Source organism: Rheinheimera sp. MMS21-TC3 (assembly GCF_032229285.1).
Classification (GTDB): domain Bacteria; phylum Pseudomonadota; class Gammaproteobacteria; order Enterobacterales; family Alteromonadaceae; genus Alishewanella.
This window is the reverse complement of record NZ_CP135084.1, coordinates 219,759-237,245: the sequence shown is the minus strand read 5'-3', so window position 1 is coordinate 237,245 and position 17,487 is coordinate 219,759. Positions and strand designations below refer to the sequence as shown.

General features: G+C 42.1%; 12 protein-coding genes and 3 pseudogenes. 3 read left to right on the top strand and 12 right to left on the bottom strand.

Annotated elements, in window-relative coordinates; all coding sequences use genetic code 11:
• Nucleotides 1-329 precede the first annotated feature (329 nt).
• From RDV63_RS01345 to lnu(F), 4 genes and pseudogenes are all read right to left on the bottom strand, one after another.
• A complete protein-coding gene (locus RDV63_RS01345; RefSeq protein ID WP_000119696.1) occupies nt 330-701 on the bottom strand; it encodes a hypothetical protein in 372 nt (123 codons plus the stop codon).
• Between the two features lie 60 nt (nt 702-761).
• A complete protein-coding gene (locus tag RDV63_RS01340) occupies nt 762-1,259 on the bottom strand; it encodes a hypothetical protein (protein ID WP_001444089.1) in 498 nt (165 codons plus the stop codon).
• A 28-nt stretch (nt 1,260-1,287) separates the two neighbouring features.
• A pseudogene (gene aadA1 / locus RDV63_RS01335) lies at nt 1,288-2,123 on the bottom strand (ANT(3'')-Ia family aminoglycoside nucleotidyltransferase AadA1).
• Between the two features lie 12 nt (nt 2,124-2,135).
• Nucleotides 2,136-2,954, bottom strand: a pseudogene (gene lnu(F), locus RDV63_RS01330) (lincosamide nucleotidyltransferase Lnu(F)); the annotation flags it as partial.
• A 387-nt stretch (nt 2,955-3,341) separates the two neighbouring features.
• Between lnu(F) and intI2 the strand changes: the two are divergent.
• Nucleotides 3,342-4,319 (top strand): annotated as a pseudogene (gene intI2 / locus RDV63_RS01325) (class 2 integron integrase IntI2).
• Nucleotides 4,320-4,506: 187 nt separating this feature from the next.
• On the opposite strand, the gene RDV63_RS01320 reads toward intI2, so the two are convergent.
• The 4 genes from RDV63_RS01320 to RDV63_RS01305 all read right to left on the bottom strand — a co-directional run bounded on the left by RDV63_RS01320 (nt 4,507) and on the right by RDV63_RS01305 (nt 9,302).
• Nucleotides 4,507-4,746: a BrxA family protein gene (locus RDV63_RS01320; protein ID WP_001353740.1), complete on the bottom strand. Its 240-nt coding sequence runs from the start codon at nt 4,744-4,746 to the stop codon at nt 4,507-4,509.
• 587 nt (nt 4,747-5,333) lie between these two features.
• Nucleotides 5,334-6,590 (bottom strand): cytosine deaminase, encoded by a 1,257-nt coding sequence (gene codA / locus RDV63_RS01315; protein ID WP_313907734.1) that lies wholly within the window; start codon nt 6,588-6,590, stop codon nt 5,334-5,336.
• Between the two features lie 32 nt (nt 6,591-6,622).
• On the bottom strand, nt 6,623-7,807 hold the full coding sequence (locus RDV63_RS01310; RefSeq protein ID WP_313907733.1) for an MFS transporter: 1,185 nt from the start codon (nt 7,805-7,807) through the stop codon (nt 6,623-6,625).
• A gap of 82 nt (nt 7,808-7,889) precedes the next feature.
• On the bottom strand, nt 7,890-9,302 hold the full coding sequence (locus RDV63_RS01305; protein WP_313907732.1) for a YfcC family protein: 1,413 nt from the start codon (nt 9,300-9,302) through the stop codon (nt 7,890-7,892).
• Between the two features lie 354 nt (nt 9,303-9,656).
• On the opposite strand from RDV63_RS01305, the gene RDV63_RS01300 reads away from it, so the two are divergent.
• Both RDV63_RS01300 and RDV63_RS01295 read left to right on the top strand, forming a co-directional pair.
• The gene (locus RDV63_RS01300; RefSeq protein WP_313907731.1) at nt 9,657-11,576 is read left to right on the top strand and encodes a pre-peptidase C-terminal domain-containing protein; all 1,920 of its coding nucleotides are present in this window, start codon (nt 9,657-9,659) and stop codon (nt 11,574-11,576) included.
• A gap of 62 nt (nt 11,577-11,638) precedes the next feature.
• Nucleotides 11,639-13,189 carry a M23 family metallopeptidase gene (locus tag RDV63_RS01295; protein WP_313907730.1) on the top strand — a complete coding sequence of 517 codons (1,551 nt, stop codon included), beginning with the start codon at nt 11,639-11,641 and terminating at the stop codon, nt 13,187-13,189.
• Nucleotides 13,190-13,232: 43 nt separating this feature from the next.
• Here the strand turns inward: RDV63_RS01295 and RDV63_RS01290 are convergent, their stop codons facing one another.
• The 4 genes from RDV63_RS01290 to ccoG all read right to left on the bottom strand — a co-directional run bounded on the left by RDV63_RS01290 (nt 13,233) and on the right by ccoG (nt 17,435).
• Nucleotides 13,233-13,979, bottom strand: coding sequence for a succinate dehydrogenase iron-sulfur subunit (locus tag RDV63_RS01290; protein ID WP_313910374.1), 747 nt, complete (start codon nt 13,977-13,979; stop codon nt 13,233-13,235).
• A 165-nt stretch (nt 13,980-14,144) separates the two neighbouring features.
• Nucleotides 14,145-14,792 (bottom strand): thiol:disulfide interchange protein DsbA/DsbL, encoded by a 648-nt coding sequence (locus RDV63_RS01285; protein WP_313907729.1) that lies wholly within the window; start codon nt 14,790-14,792, stop codon nt 14,145-14,147.
• 212 nt (nt 14,793-15,004) lie between these two features.
• Nucleotides 15,005-16,021 (bottom strand): serine/threonine protein kinase, encoded by a 1,017-nt coding sequence (locus RDV63_RS01280; protein ID WP_409934814.1) that lies wholly within the window; start codon nt 16,019-16,021, stop codon nt 15,005-15,007.
• Nucleotides 16,008-17,435: a cytochrome c oxidase accessory protein CcoG gene (ccoG, locus tag RDV63_RS01275; protein ID WP_313907728.1), complete on the bottom strand. Its 1,428-nt coding sequence runs from the start codon at nt 17,433-17,435 to the stop codon at nt 16,008-16,010. The genes RDV63_RS01280 and ccoG overlap by 14 nt, the downstream gene beginning before the upstream one ends.
• Nucleotides 17,436-17,487: the final 52 nt, after the last annotated feature.

The following is a 17,487-nucleotide window of genomic DNA, read 5'->3' as shown; positions in this document are numbered from 1 at the left end:
CGGAGGCTCCATACTGAAGGCATGGCATCTTGGGCATTGATATTTGAAACTTCTCTCTAGATAGCAGGGATTTCTTGGCCTTGCCTCATGCTGATAGCTTGTAAATATCACACGATCCTTAGCCCCACAAAGTGAGCATACTCCGTAGCTTTCATTTATAGAAATCGTCGTTAGATTGTCGCAGCATGTGCACGTTCCGACTATTTGCTCAGGAAGCATCGCCATACCTTGGCCTAGGTAAAGAAGATCAGACTCGTAGCCACATCGGTGGCAACTGAGCTTGTACGCAATGCCCATCTGGTTGTCTCACCTGAATCGTAACGTCAGAGCTATTCATCCATCCATTCGGCATCAATGTATGCCACTAAGCCGACCAGCTGACCGTTTGGACTGAAGTATGTTGCCTGCACCCCACTTGACATCTCATCAATACCACCGCACTGCGCTAGGCGCCGGTCCCACTTGCCCACAGAAGCGTCAGGATCGGCTGAGTTCCCCAAGACCCTTGTGAGCCATGCCTCCTTTAACTCAACCTCTCGAATGATTGCGTCGGCCAGCTCCTCCGCGTTATCTAGTTCGACATAGTCTGGAATTCGGACGTACGTTCTGAACACAGCTGGATACTTACTTGGGCGATTGTCATACATGACATCAACAATGTACCCGTTTGTGTAACCGTCTCTTGGAGGTTCGTATGACACTAGTGGTTCCCCTCAGCTTGCGACTAGATGTTGAGGCCTAACATTTTATTAGAGAGCAGGCTAGTTGCTTAGATACATGATCTTCAGGCCGTTATCTGTCAGGGCAAGCGAAAATTGGCCATTTATGACGACCAATGCCCCGCAGAAGCTCCCATCTTTGCCGCCATAGACGCCGCGCCCCCCTTTTGGGGTGTAGAACATCCTTTTGCCAGATGTGGAAAAGAAGTTCGTTGTCCCATTGTTGGCAATGACGTAGTAGCCGGCGAAAGTGCGAGACCCATTTGCGCTATATATAAGCCTACGATTTCCGTTGCGACTATTGTCGTAATTGGATGAACTATTATCGTAGTTGCTCTCAGAGTTGTCGTAATTTGATGGACTATTGTCGTAATTGCTTATGGAGTTGTCGTAGTTGCTTGGAGAAATGTCGTAGTTGGATGGGGAGTAGTCATAGGGAAGACGAGCTTCATCCACTAAAACAATTGGCAGGTCAGCAAGTGCCTGCCCCGATGCCATCGCAAGTACGAGGCTTAGAACCACCTTCAACAGATCGCGCATAGTCTTCCCCAGCTCTCTAACGCTTGAGTTAAGCCGCGCCGCGAAGCGGCGTCGGCTTGAACGAATTGTTAGACATTATTTGCCGACTACCTTGGTGATCTCGCCTTTCACGTAGTGAACAAATTCTTCCAACTGATCTGCGCGCGAGGCCAAGCGATCTTCTTGTCCAAGATAAGCCTGCCTAGCTTCAAGTATGACGGGCTGATACTGGGCCGGCAGGCGCTCCATTGCCCAGTCGGCAGCGACATCCTTCGGCGCGATTTTGCCGGTTACTGCGCTGTACCAAATGCGGGACAACGTAAGCACTACATTTCGCTCATCGCCAGCCCAGTCGGGCGGCGAGTTCCATAGCGTTAAGGTTTCATTTAGCGCCTCAAATAGATCCTGTTCAGGAACCGGATCAAAGAGTTCCTCCGCCGCTGGACCTACCAAGGCAACGCTATGTTCTCTTGCTTTTGTCAGCAAGATAGCCAGATCAATGTCGATCGTGGCTGGCTCGAAGATACCTGCAAGAATGTCATTGCGCTGCCATTCTCCAAATTGCAGTTCGCGCTTAGCTGGATAACGCCACGGAATGATGTCGTCGTGCACAACAATGGTGACTTCTACAGCGCGGAGAATCTCGCTCTCTCCAGGGGAAGCCGAAGTTTCCAAAAGGTCGTTGATCAAAGCTCGCCGCGTTGTTTCATCAAGCCTTACGGTCACCGTAACCAGCAAATCAATATCACTGTGTGGCTTCAGGCCGCCATCCACTGCGGAGCCGTACAAATGTACGGCCAGCAACGTCGGTTCGAGATGGCGCTCGATGACGCCAACTACCTCTGATAGTTGAGTCGATACTTCGGCGATCACCGCTTCCCTCATGATGTTTAACATTTTATTGTGCGGCGTCGCAGACTCATTGAGCAACCTTTTTGCCTGCGCAATTACAGTTCTCGGAAGCTCGATATTCAGAGGTTCTGTCACGCTCTTGAACAATTCGAGACTCCACGTCCACGTTTGATGATAGGCTGCACATAGTGCTCTTGGTTCTGCACTGCTTGTGCATGCCAGATAGCGATTATACGAGTCCTCCGAGATATCCTTTTCGAGCGCGCGTGAAGGTGTCGGCCAGTGGTCTGTTGCCCCTTCGTGGAGTCGAACCAGCTTGAGTAGGTTTTCATGTGCTTTGCTGAGCAAAGCCCAGGCGCGAGCGTACTCTCCCCGATTTAAAAGATTGGCCCCAAAGAGCATCAGGCTGATGAGGTTCAACACAAGCCCTTCCACCAGCGGCGCGCCTTCACGTATCGGGGGACCGCCCACGAGAGCGCTTGCGTACCTTGACAACTCTCCTGATCGGTCCAACAAAACAGCCGCCTCAAGCGAGGGAAACCACCCATAGCCTTGCCAAGTGGAAATGACCGGTATGTCCGATTTTCGCATGAAATGGAATTCACCGCGAATGCCGTTTTCAAAAAGTGCGGTGTGGTGGCCGAAGTCGTCCGGAAAGTAAGCAGCAACCGGACTTACGGCATTAAGCCACGAGCGCTGATCGAAATTTTCAAAATGGTCATCCTGGATGAACACTGCGAATTCGATATCAGAGAACTCGTCACCCTCTCCGATAGCAAATGAGCCGAACATCAATGCCGCGATTATTCGTGCATCCTCATGACAACCTTCCTTGAAGAGTTCGATCATTTTCAGTTGAAGCATAGAAATATCCTTTTATTGAAGCCACAGATTATGAGGAAAGGTATACGCAGATTTTTGTTTTTTTTCGTCAGCACAACATTTTATTAGTAAGCATGCTCGTTTTGTCACCCGCTGATGCTTACCGTTAATTAATATAATCACTTGTATTAAATAGACTTTCTTTAAAAATACAAGACACTCTGTTATTACAAATCGTGCATGCCGTCTATCCTGCTTGCACGATGCACATTATCTCACCCAAAGAACTCATAACATTTTAATTTATTTAGCATTAAATTAAAACTCTACCGGTAAACAAGCATCTCTAGGCGTAAAAAACAGGCACTTTTTTAAATCCCAGCTAGAATAGGCTGTATAGGCAGACAGTTGCAAGACAAGGAGCGTTTTATGTCTAACAGTCCATTTTTAAATTCTATACGCACGGATATGCGACAAAAAGGTTATGCGCTGAAAACTGAAAAAACTTACCTGCACTGGATTAAGCGTTTTATTCTGTTTCACAAAAAACGTCATCCTCAGACCATGGGCAGTGAAGAGGTCAGGCTGTTTTTATCCAGCTTAGCAAACAGCAGACATGTAGCCATAAACACGCAGAAAATCGCTTTAAATGCCCTAGCTTTTTTGTACAACAGGTTTTTACAACAGCCGTTGGGCGATATTGATTATATCCCTGCAAGCAAGCCTAGACGGCTACCCTCTGTTATCTCTGCAAATGAAGTGCAACGCATTTTGCAGGTTATGGATACTCGCAACCAAGTTATTTTTACGCTGCTGTATGGTGCAGGTTTGCGCATTAATGAATGCTTGCGTTTGCGGGTTAAAGATTTTGATTTTGATAATGGCTGCATCACTGTGCATGACGGTAAGGGTGGGAAAAGCAGAAACAGCCTACTGCCCACGCGCCTAATCCCAGCAATAAAATAACTCATTGAGCAAGCGCGGCTTATTCAGCAAGACGACAACTTACAAGGCGTAGGGCCATCGCTGCCTTTTGCTTTAGATCACAAATACCCTTCTGCTTATCGACAAGCGGCGTGGATGTTTGTCTTTCCCTCCAGCACGCTCTGCAACCACCCGTATAACGGCAAATTATGCCGCCATCATCTGCATGACTCCGTTGCGCGAAAGGCATTGAAGGCAGCCGTACAAAAAGCAGGCATCGTTAGCAAGCGTGTCACTTGTCATACATTTCGTCACTCGTTTGCTACGCATCTATTACAAGCGGGGCGTGATATTCGCACTGTGCAAGAACTCTTAGGGCATAACGATGTTAAGACCACGCAAATCTATACGCATGTGTTGGGTCAGCATTTTGCCGGCACCACCAGTCCTGCGGATGGACTGATGCTACTTATCAATCAGTAAAAGTAGATAAATATCTTTATGTAGCCCTGAGTAGCCCCTGATACTTTTTATGGTGAAAAAGATAAACAATCATAGAGGGGATAAATATGAGCCAGTTCTACCATTGTTCAGATAAGTTTAAGCAAGATACTGTCAATCACAGTGACCATTCATGGTCATTACACTTCCTCCAGTTGCCAGACAATGCCTAACATAAAAACGCAAAAGCCCAAAAGTCAGAGCTTAGGTGTTCTAGGCGTTTTCTAAGCGCTGAAGAAATACGTCTTACCGTAGATTGCGTGCGTTTCTGAAGCACATTTTCCTTATACATGGCTTTATCCCAGGCAGCTTCATCAAGCTCTTGGAGTAACAAGCCAGTAATAATGCGACACTCTCGGGTTTGTAGCGAGCCGCTGGTGAGATCGGAGTTATAGCGGAAAGGGGTCATTTGTAATTATTTGTGGGTGGAGGATAGTTAACTTATTATTGTAGTTGGAAGAGGCTGCTTTCCAAACATTAGCACCTCGTAATGCTTGTTACTGTATATTAATTTATGCTCTTAGCGCATGTTAATGGGCTATTACAATGCATAATGTCCACATCAAGATAACTGTGGCTTAACACCTGTACAAGCGAAAAAAATCAATCACCTGTCCGGAAATACGGGATCACTGTAAAGTGTTGGTGAGGCAGTCTAGGAGGGGGATTTAATTTGGGATACTGATGAAAGGATTATGATCAGTTGGATATAGGATCGTACTAAGCTGAGCGGCAGGTTAGCTAGATTAGTTAACCAGATAAGTGAAATCTAGTTCCAAACTATTTTGTCATTTTTAATTTTCGTATTAGCTTACGACGCTACACCCAGTTCCCATCTATTTTGTCACTCTTCCCTAAATAATCCTTAAAAACTCCATTTCCACCCCTCCCAGTTCCCAACTATTTTGTCCGCCCACAACTAAAAATCCAGTGATGCCATAAAGCGCATCCTGGATTTTTTGTGTTTTGCTACTGGCCATTTTGTTGAGTTAAGGTTTATTTAGTTTTTCGGTATAAGTCTAATTCAACGTCGTAACTTGGCTCCGGCTTTTTGAATAAGTACTCACCGTGACGAATAGAGGCTAATACATCGGCTCGCTGGCGCACGGCTTCAAATGGGCTGTTGGCGTCTAATACCAAAAAGTTAGCTGGTTTACCTACTTCTATACCGTACTGGTCTTCCACGTTTAGAGTTTTAGCGCCATTAAAAGTAATTAAATCGAGACAGGTATCAAGTTGCGACATAGACATGGTATGAGCTAAATGGATACCGTTATCAAGAATATTCATTAAGTTGCCGTTGCCTGCTGGATACCAAGGATCATTAATAGAGTCTTGGCCAAAACAAACGTTGATGCCGGTTTCCCAAAATTCTTTTACCCGGGTTAAGCCGCGACGTTTAGGATAGCTATCTTGTCGGCCTTGTAAGTAGGCATTCTCGGTTGGTAAAGCAATAAAGTTTAAACCAGACTTTTGAAACAATCCCATCATACGAAATGCGTAAGCGTTGTCGGCCGAGCCAAATGAGCAAGTATGGCTAGCGGCAGTGCGCTTACCAATGCCTTCGCTCATGGCTAACGCATTTAATAACTCAACAAAACGGCTCATCACATCATCGGTTTCATCGCAATGCACGTCTATTAATTTGTCGTACTTAAGCGCTAGCTCTACGGTTCTATGAATAGATTTTTCACCAATTTCACGGGCCCATTCAAAGTGCGGAATGCTGCCAACGCAGTCTGCTCCCATCTTTAAGGCCTCTTCTACCATTTCATCACCGCCTTTATAGGCGTACATACCCTCTTGCGGGAAGGCAACAATTTGTATCGTAACGTTATCTTTTAACTCTTCACGAACTTCTAGCATGGCTTTTAGGCCGGTAAGATTAGGATCACAAACATCAATATGAGTGCGGATAAACTGCACCCCTTTGGACACTTCTTCGCTAATTCCTTTTAACGCCCGTTGTTTAGCATCGGCAAAAGTTTGGTTTTTCTTAATATCGTGCCAGCGGGCTATGCCTTCAAATAAGGTACCAGTATCATTTTTTGCCCCTGGACTATTGCCAGTGTAGACGTAATCAAGATGAAGGTGCGCATCGACATAAGGTGGCACTACAAGACGCCCTTTTAAATCTATCACCTCTTCGGCTGGCGCTAGGTTTTTACCAAGCTGTTGAATAATACCGTCTTTGATCATGATTTCGTTAGCGTCACTATTACGGTATATAGTTGCATTAATAAACTTCTTCATTACCAAATCCTTATAAGGTTGCCTGTAAAGAGTTAAGAACTAAGCGCTTTTTTTGCCATAAACGCGATAATTATAGCTGGAACGAAGCAAATAATAGATAGATAACCAATGCCAAGTACACCAAAATTAGGCATGTGAATTAGAATTAAACCGCCAAGCCAAGTCGCCATCATTATAGACAAGTTAAATACACTTGACTGTACTGAGGTTGCTACTGCTTTTGCATCAGTAACCTGTTTACTAACAGCAGTCTGATACATAGTGACAAGAGGACCAAAGGCTAAGCCCCAAAGAAAAAATGCCAAGTGAGAAAGGCCGTTTATGCCGCCCCAAAACACTAAAAAGCTCATTGATACCAGGCCGCAAACCAGCATACTAACAATTAACCCGCGCAGGTGAGAGTCAATAACTTTAGCTGACAACAGTACCGACACAACCGAGCCAATACCAAAAATAAGCAAGGCTAAACTAATGCCACCATGAAAGCGGATAGTTTCAACTAATAAGGTAATATAGGTATAGGCACCGTAGTGAGCCATGACTGACAGAAAAGTTAACAGCAAGACCAGTAATACAGATGGAATTTTTAACATCGCAAAAGGCGAATTAGTTTTAGTCAGTTTTTCTCCGGCAATCGACGGTAAATATTTTATTGATAACAGAGCTATGGTTGCACCCAGTGCGCCTAGCACTAAAAACGTTGTGCGCCAGCCAATTTCGGTGCCAATAAAAGTCATCAGCGGTAAGCCTAAACTTACGCCAAAAGTATTACCGGCCATGATAATAGTAATAGCTTTACCTTGTTGGTCGCTTGGCACTAAAGCTGTGCCATAAGCTGCTATCATAGGCCACATAATGCCGGCGCAAATACCACCAATAATACGCATTGCCACAATAAGGTTATATGAAGAGGTAAACGCGACCACAATATTAGATAGCGTAAAACCCACTAACAATATAATCAGCAGGGTTTTACGGTTGACGGCTAAGGTCATGCTAATTAGCGGTATGGCGAAAATGGCTGACGCTAGTGCATAAACACCGACTAAAAAGCCTACTTGGGTTTGCTTAATCCCTAAGCCTTCGCTCATTTGCGGCAAAATTCCAGAAGGGACTAGCTCTGATAAAATCCCTATAAAAGTAACACTTGCCATTAAGCCAAATATAAACCAAGTCGCGTAACTTTTTCCGCTAGCCTTACAGTTTATAGTGCCCAATTAATATACTCCAAAAGGTGCAAAGCATATATGCTTTATTTATCAGTGTAATACTTAGGTGTTAGTTTAACCCCTTAACAATCTAAGGGGTTATTGCTATTGGTTGTACATCTAAGCCATAGCCAAATAATACTGCAAGCACTAGAACTATAGAGGCGGCTAGTAATAGTTTAAGTAATAACGGTAAACAAAACCGGAACCAGTGGCCGTAAGGTACGCCCGCCATGCCTAATATACCCATTAAAACTGCATTGGTGGGAATAATCATATTCGAAAAGCCATCACCAAACTGATACGCTAACACCGCAACTTGGCGTGGCACTCCTACTAAGTCGCCTAAAGGAACCATTAAAGGCATAGTGACATAGGCTTGACCTGAACCCGACGGAATAAAAGTGTTTAGTATTGTTTGAATAACTAACATGCCTATTGCTGATATTTCAGCGCTAACATAAGACAGCGGCAAAGACATACCATGGACAATACTATGCAAAATTTGGCCATCTTCTAACACTAAAGCAATACCACGGGCGACACCTATTAATATAGCAGTTGTTACTAAGTCTGATACACCTTCAATAAAGCGTTCTGCTGCTTCATCAGCCGATAATCGGCCAAGTGCAGCGACTAAAGCCCCCCAAGCAACAAAGACGGCTCCTAATTCATAAAGATACCAGCCTTTAGTGGCAATGCCCCAGACAGCGATACTAAGGGCGCCAATAAAACTAGCTAAAATCAGTTTATGCCGTAACGCTAGTGTGGGGTAACTTGGTGCAGTTTCATTTTGTAAAGGGCACGGCACATCTACCAGCATTGACTGTTTTGGATCTTGCGCGACTTTTTTGGTGTACTGCCAAACATGATGAAAGCCAATTAAGACAAAAGGCACAAAGATGGCTAAACGTAGCCATAATCCAGAGTAAACGGGGATCTCGGCAATTTGTTGAGCAATTAAAACCGTAAAAGGGTTAAAAGCAGATACGCCATAACCAATACCGTAACCGGCAACTATCATGCCTACTGCTGTCATGGCATCAAGTCGCATAGCTTTACACAGCGCCACTAAAATGATGACAAAGGGAATGTATTCACCGGCAGTTCCTATGCTGCTTGAAGCCAAAGCAAAACAAAATACCACCATAAAAATTAACCGTTGCGGCTTTTTACCATGGCGCTCTAGTAGACGGCCAATTAAGGCGTCAACGGTGCCAGTAGCGCGGGCAATAGCTAAAACACCGCCTACAATTAACACAAAAAATATAACGTCTTGGGCGGCAGCAAAAGCGCGAGGTATGGCAGTAAGTAAATCCCAAGGCGTCAAGTATTGGCGTTCAGATACAGTTTGATAAGTTCCTGCAACTACCATTTCACGGCCAGAATCAGATAATGCAGTGGCAAAAAAGCCTTGAGGTACTAACCAAGTTGCAATCAGCGCCGTGAGCATCATAGCTAACAATAAAATTAAAGTATGAGGCACTTTGAGTCTAGTACTCATAAAATCTCCATAAGTCAAAAAGCGGCATATAGAGTAACCGTGGTTTTTTATAATGCAACCTAGAGTCGTACAAAGCTTAAAAAAATAGCCAGTTTAACTTATTTTTAAGCTAGCCTTCCTAAGTGAAGTGCCGTTGTAAAATCTATGTTTAAGTTGTTAAAAAACTAACCAGTCAAGTGATAGCTAGCTTAATAAACAAGCCTTAAAGATAATATATTGTTAAAATGCACCGTTTTAAGTTAAAGTAATGTGCCGTTAAGGTTTTCTGTACTCAATGGTGTCTCGCTAGTGGCTTCTTCGGTGGTAAGTACTGGCTTTAATTAACAATAAAAAACCTTTATTAAAGGATAAAGAATGAGATTAGCATTACTTTGCGCATCATTAATATTTATGAGTGCGGCTTATGGCCAAAGTGAGCCATTATTTGAAACTTTAGATTACCAAAGTCATACAACACAAAGCCTTAATAGTAACAATACAGAGCAAGCGTCGCATACGGCCATTAAGGTTAGGGTAAATAAATCAGTATTGTCAGAGCAGCGTCAGCGCTTTATGGCTACAGCAGGCAAGCTTCAAGCGCAGCAAAATCTTGCTGAACTACAAGTAGCCTTACCTGATGGTACTGTGCGTAGTGTCGTTATTAATCGCTTTGTTGATAATACTAATGCTGGCTATTCGGTTTTTGGTCATATTCAGGGCCAACCAAATAGTAAAGTTGCTATTAACGTTATTAACAATGAGGCTTTTGCTGGTACGGTTTTATTAGAAGATATTAGTTATAAAATCATCCCAGAATCAGATGGTATTTCAATTGTTGAGCCTATTTTAGGTGAAGAGCATCAATGTGGCGGTGGTCGGGTTGACCATGAGTTAGAGCGGCAAATTCAATCACAAATGTCATCACAGCTAGAGCTACAATTAGACACAGAATTACTTAGTAGTGCAGCTAAAAGCCAAGTAGACGTTATGCTTATTTATACTAGTGCTGCTCGTAATGGTGCCGGTGGTACTAGCTATATGCAAGCTTTGGCACAACAATCTATCGACCAAATGAACTTGTCACTTGAAAACAGTCAAGTTAATGCTTGGGTAAACTTAGTATATGCCAATGAAATTGCCTACCAAGAAACAGGCAATGGTTATACCGACTTAGATTGGGTAACTTCAAATGCTAACGTTGCTCAGCTGCGTAATAGCTATGCTGCTGACTTGGTTGGCATGATTATAGAAAACCCTGGTAATCTTTGTGGCCTTGGCTGGTATATGGCAACACCTAGCACTAGTTTTGCTTCGCGTGGATTTCAGATCACTCGTCGTAGCTGTGTAGGGGGCTGGACTATATCGCATGAGTTTGGCCATAACATGGGCTTACAACATGATGAAGCTAATGCGGGAGGCTCGCCTGGCCCTTATCAATACAATTATGGTCACCTACTAGCAAATAATACTCATACTATTATGGCTTACGGTAGTTCGTGTAACTGGTGTCCGGCCATTAATCACTTTTCTAATCCTGACGTTTATTACAATGGTTATGCTACAGGCAGTGCATACCACAATAATGCTCGCCGCTTAAATGACACTCGTGCTTATGTAGCTAACTTTCGCCAAGGTAATACGACTACTCCACCAAGTGAAACTATTGAGTTAACTAAGGCTAAAGCTGTTAATTTAAGCAGTTTAAGGGCTAATGCTGAACAAAAGTACCGCATAAATGTACCTGAAAATGTAAGCAACCTGCAAATTACCACTAGTGGTGGTAGCGGTAATGTCGATATCTTTGTGCGCTTTGCTAGCGAAGCCAGCAGCCAACAATATGATTGTGCAAGCCAAGGTAATAATAATGCGGAAAGTTGTACTATTAGTACACCACAGAAGGGTAATTACTATATTAGTGTCGTCGCTAAAGTTAATAGTAGTAATATCAATGTGCTAGCTGACTATGCTGTGCCAACAGTAGGCTACAAATATCTAGGGCGTAGCTATATAAACCATGGCAGCTATGCAATTATTCCACAAAATTATTATGGTTACTATTATGCTACAGCGGGCTCGCATACCGCAGAGTTGTCGGTATCTTCAACTAGACAAACCGATTTTGATTTATACCTACAGCGCTGGAACGGTTATCAGTGGGTGTATGTAGCCAGTAGTAAAACACCAACTAATAGTGAAAGCATAAATTATAACGGTACTGCCGGTTACTACCGTTGGTATGTTTATAGCTATTCAGGTAGTGGTACAGCTACCTTGCGCTATAACATTCCAGAGTAATACTCGGGGCCTCTTAAAAATAAGGGGCCTTTGCTTAGTACTAAAAATAAATAGGTTAAGATATGAAAAAAATACCATTAGCGTATATATCCGTATGTAGCAAACTTACCCTAGCAGCAGCTTTAGTGGGGTACTCTGCTATATTAGCTGCAGCACCTAATGAATTGACTGCATCGCCTGCTATAGAAATAACACAGCCAGATTTAGTCTCTATTAGCTTAGGTAAGCAACAGCTTTTATACGATTATGACGAGATGCTAAGTTTTGATGTAACACAATATTTGCAGCAGCACGCACCACATTTAATTGATTATGCTGAAGCTATATCACATCACGCTGGCTATTCGTCAATTAGCCCTAAGCTTCTTATAGCATTGATAGAGCAGCAAACAGGAATTATTACTACACCAGGTACTGAAGAGTTAATGCAGCAGCCTTTTGCAGCCTTATCTAGCAAAAAAGGTTTTACTGAGCAGGTAGAAGATATTAGCCAACAGCTTGCTATGGCGTTTTATCAAGATCATTCTTATAGCACTACCGGTAAAAACGAAAAACTTACGACTGATCAAGATGCAGCACGAGCCATTAATCAGCTGCTCGCCCAGCCATATCAGAAATCTACTCAGCAAGCTAATTTAGCTGTTTTAGTTCAGCAGCAAACTCAAGAACTAGTTACTTTGTATGAGCAATTATTCGGTGCTGTAACGACCGAAAAAAACAGAACAAATAATTTACAGCAGCAAAGTAGTCAGTCGATCACGGATATAAGTAATTATTTTCAATTACCCTTTCCAGTAGGAGCCTATTGGCGAAATGGCGGCAGCCACACCCATTCAGGTAGTGGCAGCTATCCTCAGTCTTCATTGGACTTTAATCAAGGTGGAAACTGGGGTGATAATTTAAGTTATATTTGGGTAACTTCAGCGGCTCCTGGTGTAGTTAAGTATCACTCATCTTGTTTTATGGAAGTTATTCATCAAGATGGTTGGTCTAGTACCTATTATCACTTGTCAAATATTCAATATGGCACTGGTGCATCTGTTCAGCGTAATGTGGCCATCGCTAATTATGCTAGTAATAAGTCTCAGGCATTGTGTAATGGTGGGGCTTCAACAGGGCCACATTTACATTTTTCAATGAAAAAGAATGGTCAGTATTATCATTTAAATGGTATGAGCTTTTCGGGCTATCAAGTAAAAACTGGTAGAAATAGTTACGATCAAAGTTGTAGTTATTTTTGGTTAGCTAAAAATAATCAACGTTATTGTGCTTGGTCACAGATTTACAACTCTGGGGTTAGCGTCACTACACCGCCAGATGATAGCACTACTTATACTGGCTACTTGGCCCATCGTGCTAGCCAGATCCAGCCAAATGGTAGTTGGTTTGCTTATAATGGTGGCACCATAAAAGCCAGCCTAACAGGGCCATCTAATGCTGATTTTGAACTTAGATTAGAGCGTTGGGACGGTTATCGTTGGTATTCAGTGGCTACATCAACCTCGCCTAGTTCTTCAGAGTTTATCAATTACAACGCTAATAGTGGTTATTATCGGCTAATTGTTTATTCATACTCTGGTGCTGGTAATTATACCCTTAAACTATCAAAATAGGTTTTCGTTGCCTCAAGCAATCAAGTTGTTTGAGGCAACTTAGTTAAAATTTATAAAGCATTTTTTCTATCTCACCAATGGCAACTCTGGGTTTAAGTTTTTTCGGACAAAAAGCAACGCAGTTTAAGATGGCTTTGCAGCGAAACACGCTAAAAGCATCATCGAGTTCGGCTAAACGCTGCTCTGTTGCGGTATCGCGAGAATCAATAAGAAACCTATAAGCATTTAATAAGCCTGCTGGGCCAATAAACTTGTCGGGGTTCCACCACCATGACGGGCACTGTGTTGAACAGCATGCACATAATATACACTCATAAAGGCCATCTAATTTGGCGCGTTCTTCAGGTGATTGTAGTCGTTCTTTGCCCATTGTTGGCTCATTATTAATTAAATAAGGCTTAATGCGCTCGTATTGTTTAAAGAACATAGTCATATCGACAATTAAATCGCGAATTACAGGTATACCAGGCAGTGGCCGGATAATGATGTCAGCGCCACTTCGGTTTGGTTGCACCGCTTTACCTGAGGGTAAATTGCCGCCTTTAAGTAAGGTTGATACACTAGTTATGCAAGATAAGCAATTTGAGCCGTTAATATTCATGCCATCTGAACCACAAACACCTTCACGGCAACTGCGTCGGTAAGCGAGAGTTGGATCCTGTTCTTTTAATTTAGTTAACACATCAAGCACCATCATGTCTTGGCCGTCTTCAAGCTCAAAATTATAATCTTGCATACGAGGAGCTTTATCTTGCTCTGGAATATAACGGTAGATGCTAACTATCATAATTGCCTCTCGATTAGTTTACCGCCAAAGTAGCTTATTAATAAGCAGCACTGTGGATATAAAGTATAGTCTAAGAAGTGAGTTTCGCTGTGTTATTGATATTTAGCTGAACAGATCTAAAAAGCCGCTAAATAGCGGCTTTTTAAAACTATAGTGTTGCGTCGATCTCTAGTTTTTAACTTGATCTTTTTGCAGTAAATAATCAACCAATTGTTGTAATTCTTGTTGTAGATTACGGCTATCTAAAGCGGCATTATTAATTTTATATTTACCATTAACAATAAGCATAGGCACGCCACTTAATACGCGACTTTTACTAAGCTCATCTTGCTCTTTTTTCATTTGTCTGGCGGCACCCATTACAGAAAAACTTTTAATTGCTTTATCGTAGGTGTCAGCTTCAATGCCCTGAAGTAATACTAAACTACGAATATCATTTTCATTACTAAATGGGATCCGGCTTGAATGAATTTGATTAAAGATAGCAGAGGCAACTTCATTACCTTTGCCTAGATTCTTTGCTACTAAATAGGCGCGGGCCAGTAAGTTTTGAATTTCTGGTGAGGCAGCGCGAATAAAGTCGACATGTACTTTTTTGAACTCAGTATTACTAGGCAATTTTGTCTCAAGGCTTTGTACTATAGGTTCAAAAGCATTACAACCGCCACAATAGAATGAAAAATACTCTTTAACTTCAGGCCGAGCTGTTACTTGCTCAGAGATAACATCGTAGTGTTTACCCTGTTCAAAATTATCTGCTTGCACTGTTAAAGGTAAAAATACCGATAACAATAATATTGCTGCACGTTTAATCATGTTTTAAATCCTTATTGCTTAACACTACTTAATAAATAGTTTTAATATTACCTAAAAGTTTACTTACCTAGCCTGAACAGTAAATTAATCTTACTTATTCAACAAAAAGCTTATTAATTCAGCCAGTTGAGACTCAAAGTCACCATCTAATAGAAAACAGCTTTTGCATCCAAATTTCCTTAGTTAGCAATTGGCAAACAGCTTAACAAAGTTTAGTACTGAGGCACTAGTGAAAGCGGTGCTTGTTGCAATAAAAACAATTGTTCTTTTAATACTAAGCATTGTTGTTCCCAGTATTTGTCTGTATTAAACCATGGAAAGTTCATAGGAAAAGCCGGATCTTGCCAGCGCTTAGTTAACCAAGCCATATATTGAACCATGCGCATAGCCCGTAGGGGTTCAATTAACTTTAATTCGGTTGGGTCAAAGTCACAATGTTGTTCATACTCTTCTAAAATAAGCTCTAGCGTATCCCGTTGTTGGCGCTGCTCGCCAGATAGCATCATCCATAAATCTTGAATAGCTGGCCCCATGCGGCAATCATCTAAATCGACAAAAAATGGGCCTTGGTCAACATAAAATAAGTTGCCAGCATGGCAGTCACCATGCAAACGAATTAATGATTTCGGCTTATATTGGGCACTAACTAAGTTTATTACTTGTTGTAATGAACTGGTAAAAGAGGCTTGTAAGTAATTAGGGATAAAGCCAGAATCTAGTAAGATGGTTTGGCTTTCTAGTAACTGGTTTTCTATGCTAAAGCTTGGCCTATATTGAAATGGTTGTGCTGCCCCTACTTGATGTAGCCGGCCCAAAAAACGGCCTAACATAGCTAAATGTTGCTCATTATCAGTTTCTAAGCCTCTGCCGCCACGGCTAGGGAATACCGCAAAGTAAAAGCCTTGATAGTGATGTAATGATTTATCAGCTAAGAGTAAGGGGGCAACAACCGGAACATCGGCAGCGGCTAGTTCAAACGCAAACAAATGCTCTTCTTCTAACTGAGCGAGGCTCCAACGTTGGGGTCGATAAAACTTCACCACATATTTAGCTGCTGTCGCCGCTGTACCTTGATAAGCGCTAAATTGATATACCCTATTTTCATAGCTATTTAGTGCTAATAACCCAGAGCTAACATCTAGCCCAATATGCTGTAAAGCATCAATAATAAGGTCCGGCCCTAAAGTACTAAAGTCGAAACTTGCCATACTTGAGTTAATGTCCGACATAAAAAGTCGATCGGCTAATTAACTTAATATCTGGATTATCAATTTGTTGCACTTTAATTTTAAATTCTATTTTGTCCTGTTCTACGCTATAAGGGTCAATAGATAAACTAATAGGCACACTACGGGTTTCACCGCCGTTTAGCGTAACTTGCTCAAGGCCTATCCAGTTAAAGTTAATCTCGCTTTCTACACTTAAAGCAAAGCCGACAGGCTGTTGCGATTTATTAGAAATAGTTACAGTGTAGGTGTTTTCTGTTAAGCCTTCGTTAGTTTCACGGTATAAGGCGCCACGGTCGCGGATAATATTTAGCTCCATAGGCACTCTGCTATATAAAGTATAAGCAAAAGCACTAGTAACAATAGTAAGCACTAACATATAACCTAATAGTTTAGGTCGTAACACTTTAGTTTTTTTACCGGCTAGGCTGTGTTCAGTAGTGTAACTTATTAGGCCTTTTGGATAGCCCATTTTATCCATAGTATCGTCACAGGCATCAACACAAGCACCACAGTTTATGCATTCATATTGCAAGCCATTACGAATATCAATGCCCGTTGGGCAAACATGAACACATAAATTACAGTCAATACAGTCGCCTAGACCTTTTTCTTTATAATCTTTATCTTTACGCGAGCGAGGGCCGCGGTTTTCACCTCTAGCAGCATCATAACTTACCGTAAAGGTGTCTTTATCAAACATAGCGGATTGAAAACGAGCATAAGGGCAAATATGGGTGCACATAATTTCACGCATCCAACCTGCATTACCATAAGTGCAAAAAGTAAAAAACAATACGAAAAATATAGCCCAAAAACTAGCTTGAAGGGTAAAAAACTCTTTAAATAGTGGCAAAATAGGCGTGAAGTAACCAACAAAAATTAAGGCCGTAAATAAAGAGAAGCTAAGCCAGCAAAAATGAGTTGTCGCTTTTTTAGCAAATTTAGACCAACTCCAAGGGTCACGGTCGAGTTTAATACGCTGATTGCGGGTGCCTTGAATTTTTTCTTCAAACCAAATAAAAATAAAAGTCCATACTGTTTGCGGGCACAAAAAACCGCACCAGACCCTACCGTAGAGTGCCGTAATAAAAAACAGAGCATAAGCAGCAATAATAAAAATCCAAGCTAAAATAGTGAAGTCTTGCGGCCATAATGTAAGCGAGAATAAGGTAAACTTTTGCTCGCCAATATCTAACAAAATAGCTTGCTGACCTTGATATTGAATCCAAGGAATAATCATAAAGGCTGCCATAGAAAGAAAACCAATATAACGACGAATCAGCTGGCGCACACCGGTCACTGCGCGAACATATATACGGTTTCTAGCACTATAGGGTGCAGTTTTAGTTGGCTCAGGCTTATGAATTTCAACATGGACTGGAATGTTTTTAATGTCTATTTTTTTTTGATCCACGGTTTATCCTTATAACTACTTACTGTGCCTGTTGGTTAGTATACCATTATGT